11 protein-coding genes are annotated in these 15,664 nt (G+C 60.9%); 8 read left to right on the top strand and 3 right to left on the bottom strand.

Annotated elements, in window-relative coordinates:
* Nucleotides 1–15: 15 nt before the first annotated feature.
* The 6 genes from ACOGI7_RS11095 to ACOGI7_RS11070 all read left to right on the top strand — a co-directional run bounded on the left by ACOGI7_RS11095 (nt 16) and on the right by ACOGI7_RS11070 (nt 4,886).
* Entirely contained in the window at nt 16–990 is a 975-nt protein-coding gene (locus tag ACOGI7_RS11095; protein WP_419848825.1) for a hypothetical protein, read from the top strand.
* 40 nt (nt 991–1,030) lie between these two features.
* On the top strand, nt 1,031–1,912 hold the full coding sequence (locus ACOGI7_RS11090; protein ID WP_419848824.1) for a helix-turn-helix domain-containing protein: 882 nt from the start codon (nt 1,031–1,033) through the stop codon (nt 1,910–1,912).
* On the top strand, nt 1,902–2,900 hold the full coding sequence (locus ACOGI7_RS11085; RefSeq protein WP_419848823.1) for an ImmA/IrrE family metallo-endopeptidase: 999 nt from the start codon (nt 1,902–1,904) through the stop codon (nt 2,898–2,900). Before ACOGI7_RS11090 ends, ACOGI7_RS11085 begins: the two co-directional genes overlap by 11 nt.
* Nucleotides 2,901–2,981: 81 nt before the next feature.
* On the top strand, nt 2,982–3,266 hold the full coding sequence (locus ACOGI7_RS11080; RefSeq protein ID WP_419848822.1) for a multiubiquitin domain-containing protein: 285 nt from the start codon (nt 2,982–2,984) through the stop codon (nt 3,264–3,266).
* The gene (locus tag ACOGI7_RS11075; protein WP_419848821.1) at nt 3,241–4,470 is read left to right on the top strand and encodes a ThiF family adenylyltransferase; all 1,230 of its coding nucleotides are present in this window, start codon (nt 3,241–3,243) and stop codon (nt 4,468–4,470) included. Before ACOGI7_RS11080 ends, ACOGI7_RS11075 begins: the two co-directional genes overlap by 26 nt.
* Complete coding sequence (locus ACOGI7_RS11070; protein ID WP_419848820.1) at nt 4,467–4,886, top strand: DUF6527 family protein; 420 nt, start codon at nt 4,467–4,469, stop codon at nt 4,884–4,886. Before ACOGI7_RS11075 ends, ACOGI7_RS11070 begins: the two co-directional genes overlap by 4 nt.
* 44 nt (nt 4,887–4,930) lie before the next feature.
* Here ACOGI7_RS11070 and ACOGI7_RS11065 read toward each other — a convergent pair whose 3' ends face one another.
* The 3 genes from ACOGI7_RS11065 to ACOGI7_RS11055 form a co-directional block, all read right to left on the bottom strand.
* Nucleotides 4,931–9,058, bottom strand: a complete 4,128-nt coding sequence (locus ACOGI7_RS11065) for an Eco57I restriction-modification methylase domain-containing protein (RefSeq protein WP_419848819.1) — start codon at nt 9,056–9,058, stop codon at nt 4,931–4,933.
* Complete coding sequence (gene drmD, locus ACOGI7_RS11060) at nt 9,058–12,261, bottom strand: DISARM system SNF2-like helicase DrmD (RefSeq protein WP_419848818.1); 3,204 nt, start codon at nt 12,259–12,261, stop codon at nt 9,058–9,060. The genes ACOGI7_RS11065 and drmD overlap by 1 nt, the downstream gene beginning before the upstream one ends.
* A 70-nt stretch (nt 12,262–12,331) precedes the next feature.
* Complete coding sequence (locus ACOGI7_RS11055; protein ID WP_419848817.1) at nt 12,332–14,059, bottom strand: hypothetical protein; 1,728 nt, start codon at nt 14,057–14,059, stop codon at nt 12,332–12,334.
* A 282-nt stretch (nt 14,060–14,341) separates the two neighbouring features.
* Here ACOGI7_RS11055 and ACOGI7_RS11050 point away from each other — a divergent pair, with 282 nt between their 5' ends.
* Together ACOGI7_RS11050 and ACOGI7_RS11045 are read left to right on the top strand one after the other, a co-directional pair.
* Entirely contained in the window at nt 14,342–14,803 is a 462-nt protein-coding gene (locus tag ACOGI7_RS11050; protein WP_419847487.1) for a (2Fe-2S)-binding protein, read from the top strand.
* Entirely contained in the window at nt 14,800–15,624 is an 825-nt protein-coding gene (locus ACOGI7_RS11045) for an FAD binding domain-containing protein (RefSeq protein ID WP_419848816.1), read from the top strand. Before ACOGI7_RS11050 ends, ACOGI7_RS11045 begins: the two co-directional genes overlap by 4 nt.
* Nucleotides 15,625–15,664: the final 40 nt, after the last annotated feature.

Raw genomic sequence — 15,664 nt, 5'->3', positions numbered from 1 at the left:
GACCAAAGGCGACCGATGGACCGCTCCTCACTGACCTCTCACCAGAACAGGTCTGCTGCAAACGACGATGTGCTGAGGGCGATTCGGTCCGGTGGCGCAGCGGCCTATGTCGCGGTCGTTGAGAAGCTGGCTGTGTCTGTTGCAGGCCGGTTCCCAAAACCCGATGGGACGTCTTGGACCTCCGAGGACGTGGAGGATCTGACCTCGGAGTTCTATTCGTCAGCCGCATACGAGCACTCCATTCTGAACGCTCATGACGACGAGAGCCTCCGGAAGCTGGTGTACACGGGTCTCGTGAATCTCGTTCGTGCCAAGTTGCGGCGCACTGATCGCGCGCGATTGCAACGCCGCCTAAAGGAAGTCATCTCGCCTGAGGGCTACGTCGAGTGGCCGACCAAATTCTGGCGGCGAAGGGATGATCCGCCCAGCGTGCGGGCTGTTGCAGCGTCCGATCTACTTGAGGCTGCCTGGCAGGTTGAGGTTGAGGTTGTGAAGTGGCGTCCAGACGCCAAACGCCACAGTCCGGTTGCCGAGAAATCGTCCCTCTTGGCGCTCTTGGACGCGGTGTATGACCAAGCCGGAGGCGCTGTGCATATCGACACTCTTGTTGAAGTAATCGGTCAGCGTCTGGGGGTTGGCCCGGTCGCTGCAATCGAGAGCCTCGACATGGCTGATGACCGCTATACCGCCGATTGGGAGTCGGACCCGGCTGAGCAGGTGTGCGAACAATACAGAGAACTCGATGCCGCCGACACGGCAAATGTGTTGTGGGACCAACTCAGTCCCCGCGAGCGGCAGCTCGTTCCCCACCTGTCATCGAGTGCTCGGCAAGCCGCTACGGCGATTGGCGGTGGCAAGAGTGCGGTGAATGATGCAATGAATCGGCTAAAGAGTAAGTTCCGCACTGTGCTCAGGGATTCTGGCGAGGACGATCAGCTCATGGTTCTAAGCAAGCTGTTGGCTCTTGCGTCCGTGACATCGGACAGTTGAGCAAGATGCGGCATTTGGACGTATCAGAGGGTCCAAATCGATGAATCAGAAGGAAGGAAACGGGCAACAGGTCCAGGGGCGGGTTGAGCCGCCATCGTTGGACGCGCTATCAGCAGCCTTTAGTGCGTCGGTGACAGATCCGCATCAAGGCGAGATCTGGCGGGCAGCTTGGGGTTCGTGTATCCAGCTCGTCTTGGTTGTCGAAGTCGGTGATGCGGACATCGACACCGTTCCAGTGAGCCCCGATATGGACCTCGGTGATGATGAGACGGTTCGTGTCGACCCTGGTAGTCCGCTGGACCATCCACTTGGCGCTTGGTGTGGTCTGCGACGGCGTCTGCCTATTCGAGTGCTTGACGTGTGCATCGCAACGGTCGATCCTTCTGAGCTTGAAGCCGTTGATCGTGGTGAGGGTGATGGCCCTTCGATCACTAGCTTGCTCGACGAGCGCGCTCAGCTTTGGAAGGCAATAGCCGACCGCATGGCTGAACTCGCCGCGGCGACCTGGTTTCCGTCGAATGCTGATGCGGTTGACTTTGCTGTCATGTTTCATGAGCACGGCTTATCTCCGAGCAAGCTTGCCAGCGAGCTCGGTGTCGCCCCCGGAGAGGTAACCGCCATCGCCCGTGGTGAGCGCGTTCCTTCGAGCGAACAGGCAGAGATCCTGTCGTCTCTCCTCAATGTGGAAGCTGATCGGCTCCAACTGGTACGTCTTGACCAGGATCTCGTTTGGGCACTCGATCGGCCCCAGTTCCGTCGGCGTTTGGCCGAGCGTGGTCTCGCTGAAGGCGAACCAAACGAGGCAAAATGGCGGTTCAAGGTAGCTACGAGCGAACTCCCGCTCGCTGCACGCGCGACTCGCTCTGCCAATGAGCGCAGTCGGTGGATGGGGCTCATTGAGACCTACCTTGATGAGTGCTGACCCAAGACAGATCGACGCTCATGCGAGACGCCTCGTCGCATTGCTAGGTGACGAGACACCCTTTCGGGAGGATCCAGAGTCCGCAGTTGGTCTCGCTTTTGGGATTGAGGTTCGGTATCACCATGACAGCCAGAGCGACTGCGACTTCAACGGTAGCTACGACCACGAGCGGGGCATCATTACTGTCGATGCAGCAGCCGTGGAGAGTCGCCGCCGATTCACGATTCTGCATGAACTCTGTCATGCGCTCGGTCACGACGATGGAGAATTTCAGGACTGGCTTTTCCAGTTCGACGCAGCCGGCCGCAATGAGGAGGAGCGCGTCGCCAACGCCTTTGCCAGTCTGATCTTGCTACCCGACCATCTCGTCTCAGAACACATCCCCGAAAACGGCCCATGTGCGCGGGATGTCCAGCAGCTCGCTGAGATGTCGTTCGCTAGTCGTGAGGCCGCCTGCGTCCGGGCGTCGCAATCGCTCCGGGCCCCGGGCATGGTCGTTCTGTCCCGCGGCGGAATGGTCCAACTCGCCATTAACCGCAGCCTCCCGTTTGCGATCCGACGCGAGACAGATATGGGTAGCGACAGCTTCTTTTATGAGGCTTCTCAAAAGCCCTCCCTTCGTCGCTCGGACATCCGCCTTCGATTCCCTCAATCCGGAGTCGAGTCGAGCACTCTTGAGGCCGACGCCGTGACCGATGCCCAGGGCTACACGTTCTCTGTTCTTATGCAGGGCGTTGCGCCATGGGTGGCGTTGACCTCGACCCCCTCAGGGCCAATCGGGCACGAGATCGACTGCCGGCAGTGCGACCGAATCCGTATCACCTACAAAGCCGAATGCCGGGTCTGTGGCGACCGTCCCTGTCCCGACCACGGTTGCTCATGCAACACCTGGCAACGTGCCAATGAGGCTCGCCGCTGTCATGAATGCAACGTCGAGCTACCGAGCGGAGCTTCAGCCGAGGTCACCCTCTGCGATCTGTGTGGCTAGGTCGCAGCCCGGACACTTGGTCGCGGTTCGGCATTGAACGATGGTGAGGGCCGAAGTGCGGCCCAGTTAGGAGAAACCATCATGAGTGACTTTGCAGAGACCAAGGATCTGCCCGACAGAAAAGGGGGGTTGAAGACAGTGACCATCTATATCAACACCCAACCCTATGAAATCGATAGGGGCGCAGTCTCCTTCGAAGATGTGGTCAAGCTGGCCTATCCGACTGCTCCTTACGGGGACAACACGGGGTACTCGGTTATGTACGAGTACAGCCAAGGCGGACAGGGGGGCACGCTCATCGCCGGAAAGACGGTAGAGGTCAAGCAACACATGCGATTCGATGTCACAGCAACCGATCGCTCATAGCGCGGATCTGATCCGTCTCCGTAACGACGGCTACACGATCTGCATCATGGGCGGCCATTTGGTCGTTGGCGATGTGCCATTCGTCGACAGTGAGGGTGCCGTACACGCCGACGGTGCCCTCACTGTCGCGCTGACGGTTGCTGGTCACGTAGCGGCTCAACCGCCCGACCATACCGCCCACTTCATTGGCGGCGTGCCATGCGACACCGAAGGTCGACCGCTATCGCGCATCATCAACCAGACACAGGCAGAAGATCTCGGCAATGGACTTGTCGCCACGTGTTACCTGTCGGCAAAGCCACACGGCAGTGGCCAGTACGATGACTACTACCACAAGGTGACAACTTACGTAGCGCAGATTGCTGGTCAGGCCCATGCCCTTGACCCGGAATCGACCGCCCGTCGCTATCGACCGGTCGAGGTCGATTCCGAAGATCAAAGTCCCTTCAAATACATCGACACGGCGTCGTCTAGGGCCGGAATCACGGCACTGAATGAAATTCTCGGCGAGGAGCGGATCGGAATTTTGGGACTCGGCGGAACCGGAGAGTTCCTTCTCGACGCAGTCGCCAAATCCCATGTCGCCGAGATTCACATCTTCGACGGGGACGAGTTTCTCACCCATAACGCGTTTCGTGCGCCGGGTGCACCAAGCATCGAACAGCTCAACGCACGACCGGCCAAGGTTGACCACTTTGGGGACATCTACGACCAGATGCGAGTGGGGATCATCCGGCACCCATACCCGGTGACTGAATCCCAGGTCAGCGAGCTCTCTGATATGACCTTTGTGTTCATCGCCATCGACGACGCGGTAGCGAAAGCTCCAATCATTGACTATCTCATCAAATCCGGTATCCCCTTCATCGACGTTGGAATGGGCGTCGAAGTGGTCAATGGCCGTCTTACTGGCAGTCTCCGCACGACTCTGGTCACCCCCGATCAGTCCAGCCACGCATATGACCGCATCTCAACCGTGAGCGTTCACCGTGACGATGATGACTACCGGAGCAATATCCAGATTGCCGAGCTGAACATGACAAACGCGGCACAGGCCGTCATCGCCTGGAAGAAGTACCGAGGGTTCTACGCTGACTGGGATCTTCCGCATCACATCATGTACAGCATCGCCTCTAATCGGATAGTGAACGACGAATACGCCCTAAGTCCGGAAACCGAGGGCAACGAGAGCAAGGCAGCATGACAGGAAAGCGCTTCGCGCACGCGTTCGTGGAGACCATTCCAACCGATCTCGAAGACGATGTCTTGTATGTGTCAATCGAATTCAGAACAACCATGCATCGTTGTGCTTGTGGCTGCGGCAATTCAGTGGTTCTTCCTCTCCGACCATCGGCATGGGCGCTGACTTACAACGGCGACTCCATCTCCATGAGTCCATCGATCGGGAATTGGACCTTCGAATGCAAGTCGCACTACTGGATTCGTGAGAGCAGGATTATCTGGGCGAAGGCGTGGAGCGGCCGACAGATTGAGGCTGGACGGAGACAAACACTCGTCGACCGAGGTGCAATTGGCGCTGATGATCGGAAACCGGGTGAGGCTGGCTCACCATGGCGCCGCTTCCTGAAATGGGTAACTCGAGCGCGTGCGGCGCGTTAGCCCTGGCAGACACCCTTGTTTCAGGGCTGTGAAGTGGAGTGCGGCTATGCGGTGGCCTCTTCATCCTCCGGGTCGGGGTCTTGGAAGAGGCCGCCGAGGGATGCGAGGTCGTTGGTATTGGCCCTACCGTGGAGTCCGGCTTCTACTTCGGCGAGGAAGCGGTCGCGGTTGAGTTCCAGTAGGCGCTCCAGAATCTCGTCGGCGGCTTCGGGAGCGAATGTGAACCGGAGTCCTGCGCCCCGGACATCGTGGAATCCGTGGTCAAGCTCGATGTCGTGCCAGCCGTAGGCATCTCGCACGGCGAAGTCGAGGTTGCGGTGCAGACGGCGCATCTCCCCAATGGTTGGGTCATGGTCGTCGGGATTGTGAACCCGGTTGTAAAGAGAGGTCAAGCCAATCTGCTGGGCCACCATGAGCGGTCGACGGTGGTTGTCAAGAGCTTCAGCAGCACTCCCTACCGTATCGGTTGGGTAGGGCTGGGGCAGAGTCTCGAATACATCAGTAGGGGTGTAGCGGGTATCTGTTCTGAGGGAAGAAGCGTACCGAGTTGCCCAGCGGGAATGGAATCCGCTGGATAGCACACCAAGGTGGAACCAACCATCATAGGCAAATATTCCTGTTGTATTCGAGAACACTTGTTTGGAAGATACAGTTATAGGCATGACTGCTTTGCTCGTCAAAGCAATTGCTAGAACACGATCTAGCTCCGCGATAGCTCGATATAAATTTTCTCTACGCCGGAGATACTTCCACCAAAACTTGCGTGCAGATTCATAGTCTCGGCCCTGTTTGCTCATTCGTTCAGGCTTTACTCTTTCTTCTACCAAAGAAAAGCAATCGTGATATATTCGTGCATGCTCCTCTGTCCAATCGAAAAAGTTGATCACCCAACGGGAAGCTGTTTGAGTGGACGACTGATTGAGATCTTCCCCGTTAAGGAACGGAAATAGTACTTCACGATTGTTTTGATCTAATTCGATAAGGTTTTGAGCTTCCTCAGGAGTCACCGTAAACCCATTACCGAGAATTATTGTTCCCTGAAAAGAGTGTTCTGAGTTAGCGGCCAACGGCTTCTTGCGCCAATTCGACCGGCTGGCCGGGTAGAGCATTTCGTCAATTCCACCGACCCAGCGGCCGTCAAGATGCTTCTGCCCTTGCCAGCTTGCTGCTGACATCCAGAGTTTCGCGATCTCAAGTGACGCATGGCCTGGCCATGGGGTTGAAGACACTGCTCGATGAATTGTCCAACGTCGGTCTATCAGTCGAGCGAGACCCACCTCGCTTGTATCGCCCTGGGCAATGGTGTTGGTTGCCAGATAGCCCAGAGATCGACTCACTTTCTCGGCGTGGAGAAAGAAGTAGGCGACCAAGTCGGCAGAGCCTTTGGCACCTTCTGCTGTCCATTGGACGAGGTGCTCTCGATAGTCACCACCGGTAGCTCCTGACAGGCGTTGGCCGCCAATAAACGGTGGATTGCCGATCATGGCGTCGAATCGGCCTTCGTCGGCGAACACCTCGGGGAATGCGATGGGCCAGTGAAGGGGCCGTCGACTTGGAGCATCCTCAGGACATCCAGCGTCAAGTCGCGTCATTGCCCGTTGCCCGGCGGCTTTGAGCGCGGATTGTTCTTCTGTGGAGTCAAGAGCAGTTAGCAGGCCTTGCAGCACTGGCAGGTCGGCTTCGATGATCTGATTCAGTGCATCGGACGAGTTGCGGTCTTGTGATGAGGCCAAAGCCGCTCCGACAACCAGGTCGGCTGCTGCTCCCAAGCTGTGGAGCAACCGCTCACTCCGGGCATTTTGGTCAGCCTTGCGGTCCAAGTCTGCGATTGAGTCAGTTGTGCCGCTCTGAAGTTCCATCCGCAGAAGGGCGGCTTCATCTAATCGGTCTTGCAATAGCTCCAACGCATCACGTTCACCAACCATCCAACTGAAGGCGCGATCCCTCTGGCGGCCGGCGTCAGGGTCCATGTGGAGGTAGCGGAGTTGATCCCAGTCCCAGATGCCCAGAAGGCTGTCGCCGGATTTGATGGCGTGGTCTAAGAAGGTGAACGGGCGGTCTTTGGCCAGAGTGGTGAGCCACATGGAGAGCTTGGCCATCTCTACGGCCATCGGGTTGCGGTCCACGCCGTAGCAGCACCGCTCAGCCACCAGTCGTCGGGCATCAACCACTACGGCTTGGCGGTTGGGGTCGTCGGCGGTCGTTTGCTGAGCCGCTCGGGGATCACCCTCGATGGCCCACGCCTCCACCACCCGATCGGCTAAGTATCGGCAAGCGGCCACCAGGATGGCCCCTGATCCCACCGCGGGATCGCATACCTTCAGCTTCAGTAGTTCCTGGGAGGAACGCAGCCGCCACTGGTTGGCATCCGTGGTGTCTTGGGGGCCGGGGGAGTAGCACAGCGGTTGAAGGGCGTACTTGGCCACTTCTTCGGCCAGTTCTCTAGTGGTGTAGGCCGTGCCTGAGGCCCGGTTGCTTCCAGTCTCAGTCACATACACCGCGCCGGGCAGGAATACCACCGGGCGGTCCCGCAGGTCGAGCCGCAACAGGTTGGCGAACGGCTTGATTCTCTCCACCAGATCGGCGTCACCGCCGCAGGCTGCCCGCAACTCGGCCAGCCGAGAGGCGGGCACCTCGTCTTCCAGCATTTTCTTGACCCGGGCGCGGGTTCCCACGTAGTGACCGTCGCTGCCCTTCTTGTCGGTGAGGAACGCGAGCAGCGCGTCCTCGCTGTCCATCTGGGCTTCTTCCAAGTCGCGCAGGGGCACCTCTGGTTCGTCGCCCCGCCTGCCCTCGCAGCCCAGCACCGGGCCGTCGGCCACCAGAACGCTGTGGTCCAGCAGCTTTTCGTAGACGTGGCCCACCTGCTCCACCTCCACTTGGCGGTAGGACAGGCGGCGAGTGTCGGTACCGCTGGAGGCAGAGCGGAACCGCAGCATCAGGAGAGCGTTGAGGATGGCGAGCACATCGGAGTCAGTGACTTCGATGGGGTGGCCGGTGCTTTCGCGCCAGCCTTGCCCAGGAGTTCGACCTTCCAAGAATCCGAATCGGTCGGGGTCGAACAACGAGCTGCCATATGCCGGAACCGACAGGTGATGGTGCTGGACTCCGGAGTGTACTGCTCGAGCGGTAGACAGCAGCCGGTGCCAGGCCGAGTGCCGGGCCTCCATGGCCTCGGGGTTCTCGCTCTGCTCGCGTTGCAAGCTCTCGTGCAAGGTGTGGACGGCGTAGAGTTGGCGGTACTGCTCGTCATCGGTGGGCAGCAGGTCGTTCTCCTCGGCCACCAGCAAGATCACCAACCGCATCACCACGGTGACCGCGGCCTCGTACACCTGTTCCGGCTCGACATCGGCCAGCAGGGTGCCGTTTCGGCTGCGGTCGGCTCGGGAGATGGCGCTCACCAGCAGTTCGACTGCTCGGCGGACTTGGAAGCCGAGCTGATCGGTCACCTCCGCTTGCGATCCAACCGATTTGGCCAACAGGGCAGATGGGCTGTCGTCTTCTGTCACCGCGGTGAAACGGCGAGCCCCCAGCATCGTTGAGAAGGAGTCCAGCAGCACCGGCTCGGTGGCGAACACCGATGCACGCCATGTGCCCCAGCCGGTGGCATGGTCTGGGCTGGCGTGGATCAGCGTGAGATGGTCGCCGTCGGTGACTAGGGCCAATGGAATCTTGAAGTGGCGACAGCATTTGGCCGCCCGCTGGATGTGGTTGGCGGACCAGCCGTCTCTGGGACGACTAGCCGGGTCGGTGCCCGCGGCCAGGACGAACACCAGCACTTGCGGGGCAGGCTCGGATTGATCGGAGTCGGTGTCGCCGAATAGGCCGACGGGTGCCGGAGCTGGGGGAACATACGCCCCGGTGGGTGCCACCGTCACGCCCTGCTCGGCGACCCCGGCGGCCAAGTCTTCTGGGAGGTCGTCGCCGGTGCGGAAGTGACCTACCCAACCCAGCACGTTCCGCAGCAGCCAGCCGACATATTCAGTGCGGTCGTCGGTGTCGTAAACCTCGTCCCACCGGACCTTCTGCTCGGCTCTGATGGCGCTGGACACCGGGTGCAGCCCCTCTGGGAATGCCTGCTTCATCACCGGCAGGGTGAACCAGGGTGGTTCGGGGTCGCACAGGTTCAGCCAGTCTTCGTGGGTGATGGCAACTTGCCGGGAAACAGCCATCACACCTCTCCGAGCGGGACGACGACCTCGACCGCCACCGGAAACCAGTGGATGTCCCGCACTCTGTAGCGTTCCTCAAGGTTCTTGATTTCTGTGGCAATGTCGTCGTCGATCTGGTCGATCCGACGGCGAAGCGCGGCGATGTCAGCCTCGAATTGCTCCCGCTCCTCAGCGTCGAACAGGCGGAGCTGTTCGGTGTCGGGGCTGGACTCCAGCTCGTCAAGCCGCCTCTGAATGGAGGCCTTGAGGTCGGTCAACGTTCCTTGGAGCCGAGTGGCCTCCCGGTCGCGCTTGGCGTCCAGGCGCCGTTCTCGCTGGTCGCGGACTTCGTTGGCGCGAGCGGCGAGGGCCTGTTCCAATGCGGGCCTCACTCGTTCCCACTGATCAACGTACTTATTGGAGATATACCCAGGGGGCGGGGTGTCGCCGCGGCCCGCGGCCACCACCGCTTGGGTCTCGCCCACGTTGAGCCGGCCTTGGCGACCGCTCACCCGAACAGCGGCCGGTTCGATGACCTCGTCCAGGGTCGAGCCGTCAGCGCCGTTGACCACGATACGGATATGGGCCACGGCTACTGCCTCGTCTACGTCGGCGTAGCGGATAGCGGCACGATTGATGGAGCGGTCTACGGATGCCCCCCATACCTGAGATCGCAGAGTCCGCAGGCATCGGGCCACCAGTGGATGCCCCAAGTGGAGATAGGCGATGTCATCACGCCCGGAGGCAATTTCGGCGTCGAAAGTGACTGGAAGACGCCGGTCGGCTACCTCATCGTGGAGGCCGACCAGCGTCTCAGGCCATGTGCCCGACAGGTCGGGTATCTTGAACACCGTCGCGGGGCCGTTGGGCCTCTGTAGGACTTTCGGAATGGGCTGGGGCTGATTGGATATCCGCAGCCCCACCCGCACGGCCCGCTCCACGCTCTCAGGCGACAGCTCCAACTCGGCCACGCTGTCGCGGTAGCGCTGCCGGACTTGGCCGAGCTGCTCGGTGAAATCCCGCTTGAGCTTGGCCAGATCGGTCAAGGCCCTGTCCCGGCGGGCAGCTAAGACGGCATCCAAGTCGAGGCTGTCATCACCGGAGCGCAGCATCCGGGCCTCAATCCGCTCGGCTAACACCGATGACACCGTGCCCAGGTCGTCGCGTATCTCGTCCACCTTCTGGGCTACCCGGAGCAAGAAAGCGTGGTCGTAACCGATTGAGTCATCGTCATTGGCAGGGGAGGTGAAGTGGAAGATGTCCACATGGGGAGATTTCTGGCCGTGTCGATCAACCCGTCCGTTGCGCTGTTCCATTCGATTGGGGTTGAACGGGACCTCGACATGGACCAGCCGATGGCAGGCTCCGTGAAGGTCGATCCCTTCGGAGGCGGCGTCGGTGGCCAGCAGTACCCGTACTTTGGTGACCTCGGGGTCGTAGTTGAACTCCCGAATGATCCGATCCCGGTCGTCCAGGTCGGTTCCGCCGTGGAAAACCTCCACCCGGTCGCGCATGGGCGGCCGGTCGGTGTGGGGGGTGGTCAGCATCTCGTGGAGATAGTTGAGCGTGGCCCGGTACTCGGTAAAGACGATGACCCGCTCGTTGTTCCAGGTGCCTTCGGGGAAGCAGGTCTCTGCGATCCAGTCGATCAGCCTCTGAGTTTTGGCGTCGGGGCGCCGCCAGTTGCGGTCAGCGTGCTGGCTCAGCTTGTCCAGTATCTGCCTTGGCGATCCGTAAGGCAGCGTTCGGGCCCGCAGCCGGGCCAGTAGCTCCTGGTCGCGAATCTCGGTATCGGGCAGGGCGGTTGCGGCAATATCAAGCGCCTCTTGCTCCAATTCCTCCAGCGTGGCGTCGTCGTCCACCTCCGCGTCCAGCGTGGCGGCGGCCTCTTCCACTGCCTCGACTGAGGCGGCTCGCGAGGATGCCTCGTCCAGGGTCTTGATGTGCCGGTCGAGAGTGAGCTTGAACGCCGCGGGCGACGACAGCAGCCGCTTCTTCAGCAGAAGGGTGATGAACCGGGCAGCGGCTTGCTCGGCGGGAGTGGAAGCGGTGGACCGACGGGCGGCGGCATACTCGTCCAACAGTTGGAACATCTCCCGCTCGGCATCGCCGAAGGCGACTTCGATGGCTTGGATATTCCGAGTAGGGAAGTCGGCCTGGTCTTTGTCGAGCAGTTCTCGCAGGTGTGACTTCAGTCGCCGCACCATTACCGCATCGCGGTCCCCGTCCGACACTGGCACCCCGGTGGCGAAGCGGTTGGGGTCGAGTGTCTCCATCAGCGACTCGAACGAGTTGCGGTAGCCGTTGTGCGGGGTGGCAGTGAGGAACAGCCGATGCTCGAAGTGGGGGGCCAGTTTCCGCAGCGCCGCAGTGCGTAGGGACGGTTGGGCGTAGTTGCCCACCGCAGCGGGGGCGATCAGGTGGGCCTCGTCCACGATGAGCAGGTCGAAGGCTCGGGGGTAGGTATTGGAGTCGGGCGGGAGGAACTCGTCGAATCGGCGGAGTTGAGGTTCTAGCTTCAGCCACTCCAGCGACACGATGAGCCGGGGATGCGACCGGAACGGATTGACGCCGACGCCTCGCTCCCGGCGGAGTTTGCTGACGTACTCCCTGTTGACTACCTCAAATGCCAGGCCAAACTTGTCTCGCATCTCCCGCTGCCACTTCCCGCAAAGGCTGGGCGGGCAAACCACCATGATCTTGCGGGCTTGGCCACGCAACACGAGCTCCTCAGCGATAAGGCCGGCTTCGATGGTTTTGCCCAGCCCCACATCGTCGGCGATCAGCAGGCTGACCCGGGGCATGGCCAGCGCCTTGACCAGCGGCAGCAGCTGGTAGTCCTTGATGTCGATGCCCGCTCGGAACGGCGACTGGAACGCGGTCGGGTCGGCGGCGGCCACCGCGCCCCAGCGGGCGGCATCTAGGAACGCGCCGAAGGTTTCGCTGTCGTCGAGGCCATCGGCAGGATCTGGCAGTGAGGCTTGGGGTCGGATCTCGGTGCCGGGCTCGAGTTCCCAGTACACGGTTAGCGGATCGGGGCTGCCCTTGTCGTCCACCGGCACCAACCGCACTGCGTTATGCGCTGCCGTGCTGTCTGCGTTTCCGGTAGTGGGGAGCAGCCGAGACGGAATTACCGACTCCACCACCCAAAACCGGTCACGTACTCGGACCAGGTTGCCCTGCTCAGGGATGCCCGCACTCGTCCTTGTCTCAACGGCTGTCATGGTGCTCGGCAGAGTAGTTGCCGTTTCGTATGGGTCTTGGAGCTGGCGTGATGGTCGCTGTTCAGGTGTGCTATTGCCATACCCATCCGCATTCCTCAGTAACGGGGCGAATGTGGGTGTAGGCGTCGCCCAAGCTGAAAATGAAAACGCCGAAGTCGCTGCTATCCCAGTTCTCGACAGAAACTAGAAGCCAGTCGCTCTGGGAGCTGACCGCGGCGTTTATGAAGTCTTCTTCCCGACTATTTGGCAGGAAGGCTGCGCGGTTGTCGATAGATTCTCCCCATAGACCCCATTGTCGGTTTGAGGCGACGAAGTCGCTTTGCCGCGTGTCGTCCCATGAGAAGAAATCGCCGGGCAAGAACACGTAAGCCACCGGGATGCCATCGTTCCTGAGGTATTGCCCAGCCAGGTAGCCGTGCTCAAATGAGAGGTATACATCCAAATGCCCCTCGTCGCATCTAACGAACAGCCAGTCGTCGCTGTCCTCATACGGGAATCCCCGCGAATGGACGTAGGAAGACGTTCCTGCCATGCGGCCACCACCATCCAGGCTGTAGCTATCCCACTCGTGCGTGTCGTCAGGAGCCTTTGGCGGCTGCTCTGCCTTGCCGCACACACCTGCCGAGGGAATCCCGGCGTAGTGGACATTTAGGTGATCGGACACACAGCGGAAAATGTCGTTGTGTACACAAGTGTTGTAGTCGTATGGATCTGAATGGACCTGACACGCCTGGATTGAAGGATGGAGGGCAACGAGTGCATGAGCGGTCTCGTGGAGGAGAGTCTGCAGAAATGAGTCAAGCCTCCGTATGTGATGCCTGCTGTGCTGGTAGCAAGCAATGATGATTCCTCCCTCAACCGCCGTGGCGCAGGTGGAGCCCGCTGGCACCAACTCACTGGTCGGCGGTTGTGCTGGCTTCCCCTCTACGTTGACTTCCACCCAAATTCGCTCTATCAGGGATTGACCTTCAGAGTCAGAGAGTGAGTGGTTGTAGTTTCGGTCATCCCAATATCCGTCCCAGGCGCACTCCTCCCAGTCATAGGTTCCGTCGGCGATTGAGTGAGCACAGCGCCCCGACGGGGGTGCCTGCAGCACCGATATGCGTCCCTTAGTGTTGGATGGAACACCGTCAGAACAGCTGCCAGGAACGATATGGGTGTCGATGCCAAATCGGCATCTGTAAACGTTCAAGAGGGCTTCTTGGGAGGCCACCAACTCGTCGCGCACCCCGATTTCGTGAGATGTAGGCGTCCCCAAGAACGGGGAGGACTCAGCGGGGGGCCTAGCCGGTTGGCCACCCCGGCATCCGCCGGGTACGACCTGAGTGTCGATGTCAAATCGGCATCTGTAAACGTTGAGCAGGGACTCCTGTGCTGCGATCAGGCTGTCTCTGGTACGAACCTCTGATCTTCTGGCATTGATGTCCGTGTCGTCCATACTGACAATTACTCGTACTAGGGCGGCTTCGCCGTCCTCACGGAGCTCAAAAATCAAGAAGGTGACTCCATCTTCGGTAATTTCGACATCTGACACTGTGATAGGCCCATCAGTAGCGTTGACCGGATCACCGAAGCCGCCACAGTGCTGCATCAAGGTTGCAGCGCTCCACTCCACCGACTCGTTGCCGGTGTTGCAGACAACAAGATTCGTGGCAGTAGAGGTGAAGCCGGAAGGCGTCAACGTGATTTCGTAGGTGCCTGCTTCGGGTACAGAAGCAGGATCAGCGGTAAGAGTCTGATCCTGAGCCGTAGCGGACTCGGCGAACAAGAGGACCACCAGTGCCAGAATCAGCCCCACCAGATTCAACTTGGCTTTGGCCCCACAAAGCCCTCCCCGCTGGCTATAGCACTCGACTGGCGCAGGCATGCCAAGTTTCCAGGGAAAGGTTGCCAAACGGCTCCGTCACGGCAAGTAAGCCTAGTGACAACTAGTTACTGCCGCGTGGTCATGGCATCGTTGCACGATCCGGCTTAGCAGGAGCAGAAGGAAGGATAGGTCGGCACGGCCTACGGGGTGACCTGAGGGGGGGTGGGTGTACTAGATTTCCTCGCGGACCCGGATGACGAATAGGGAGGTGCCGTGGAAGTAACGGTAACGATTAACGGGGACAGCCACTCGCATGACGTGGAGCCGCGCACGCTGCTGGTTCACTACATCCGCGACGTGGTTGGCCTCACCGGCACCAACATCGGGTGCGACACCTCCTCGTGCGGCGCCTGCACCATTCATGTGAACGGCGAGTCGGTGAAATCCTGCACCATGCTGGCCGTGCAGGCCGACGGGCAAGACCTCTTGACCATCGAGGGGCTGGCCGACGGCGATGTGCTCCATCCCATGCAGGAGTCGTTCCGCCAGTGCCACGCCCTCCAGTGTGGCTACTGCACGCCGGGCATGGTCATGGCCGCGGTCTCGCTGCTGGATGAGAACCCCGACCCCACCGAGCGAGAAGTCCGCATCGGCCTCGAGGGCAACCTGTGCCGCTGCACCGGGTACCACAACATCGTCAAAGCTGTATTGCACTGTGCGGAGGCCTCGTCATGATTCCTGCGGCATTCGACTACATCCGGGCCGGATCGGCTGAAGAGGCGCTGGCCGCGCTGGCCGAGCACGGCGACGAGGCCAAGCTGCTGGCCGGGGGCCACTCCCTGCTGCCGCTCATGAAGCTGCGGCTGGCCACCCCCGCCGTGCTGGTGGACATCGGCCGCCTCGACGACCTCAGCTACATCAACGACGCTGGCGACCACCTGGCCATCGGCGCCCTCACCCGCCACCGCGACGTGGAGACCAGCGCGCTGGTGCAGTCGCAGGCTGGGCTGCTGGCCGAGGCCACCAGCCACGTCGGCGATCCCCAGGTGCGCCACCGGGGCACCATCGGCGGCTCGATCGCCCACGGCGATCCCGCGTCCGACCTGCCGTCGGTGATGCTGGCCATGCGGGCCACCCTGGTGGCCCGGGGACCGGGCGGCGAGCGTGAGATCGCGGTGGACGACTTCTTCACCGGTTTCCTCGAGACCGCTCTGGGCGACGACGAACTGCTCACCGAGATCCGGGTGCCCAAGATGCCCGATGCCACGTGGGGCTTCCAGAAGTTCAACCGCCGGGCCCAAGACTGGGCCATCGTGGGCGTGTCGGCCATCGTGGCCAACGGCAACTCCGGCGTGGGCTTGGTGAACATGGACAGCACCCCCGTGCGGGCCGCTGGTGTGGAGGCCGCCCTCGCCGGAGGCGCGTCGGCTTCCGACGCGGCCGAAGCAGCCGCCGAGGGCACCAACCCGCCATCCGACCTGAACGCCGGACCCGAGTACCGCGAGCACCTCGCCCGGGTGCTCACCCGCCGGGCGCTCGAAGCCGCTGGACGCTAACGCCCAGCCTTTGGGCCCTCAGCCTTCTTCGGCCGCTGAA

Origin of the sequence: Candidatus Poriferisocius sp. (assembly GCF_965204145.1) — a bacterium.
Classification (GTDB): Bacteria; Actinomycetota; Acidimicrobiia; order Acidimicrobiales; family Bin134; genus Poriferisocius.
Note: the sequence above shows the minus strand (reverse complement) of the source record. Positions and strands in the feature narration are given on the sequence as shown.

Excerpts from the sequence above, each read along its gene's own strand:
- ACOGI7_RS11090 (WP_419848824.1), top strand. The coding sequence starts at position 1,031 with ATGAATCAGAAGGAAGGAAACGGGCAACAGGTCCAGGGGCGGGTTGAG.
- ACOGI7_RS11045 (WP_419848816.1), top strand. The coding sequence starts at position 14,800 with ATGATTCCTGCGGCATTCGACTACATCCGGGCCGGATCGGCTGAAGAG.
- drmD (WP_419848818.1), bottom strand. The coding sequence starts at position 12,261 with ATGACAGCCGTTGAGACAAGGACGAGTGCGGGCATCCCTGAGCAGGGC.
- ACOGI7_RS11070 (WP_419848820.1), top strand. The coding sequence starts at position 4,467 with ATGACAGGAAAGCGCTTCGCGCACGCGTTCGTGGAGACCATTCCAACC.
- ACOGI7_RS11085 (WP_419848823.1), top strand. The coding sequence starts at position 1,902 with ATGAGTGCTGACCCAAGACAGATCGACGCTCATGCGAGACGCCTCGTC.
- ACOGI7_RS11075 (WP_419848821.1), top strand. The coding sequence starts at position 3,241 with ATGTCACAGCAACCGATCGCTCATAGCGCGGATCTGATCCGTCTCCGT.
- ACOGI7_RS11065 (WP_419848819.1), bottom strand. The coding sequence starts at position 9,058 with ATGGCTGTTTCCCGGCAAGTTGCCATCACCCACGAAGACTGGCTGAAC.
- ACOGI7_RS11095 (WP_419848825.1), top strand. The coding sequence starts at position 16 with ATGGACCGCTCCTCACTGACCTCTCACCAGAACAGGTCTGCTGCAAAC.
- ACOGI7_RS11080 (WP_419848822.1), top strand. The coding sequence starts at position 2,982 with ATGAGTGACTTTGCAGAGACCAAGGATCTGCCCGACAGAAAAGGGGGG.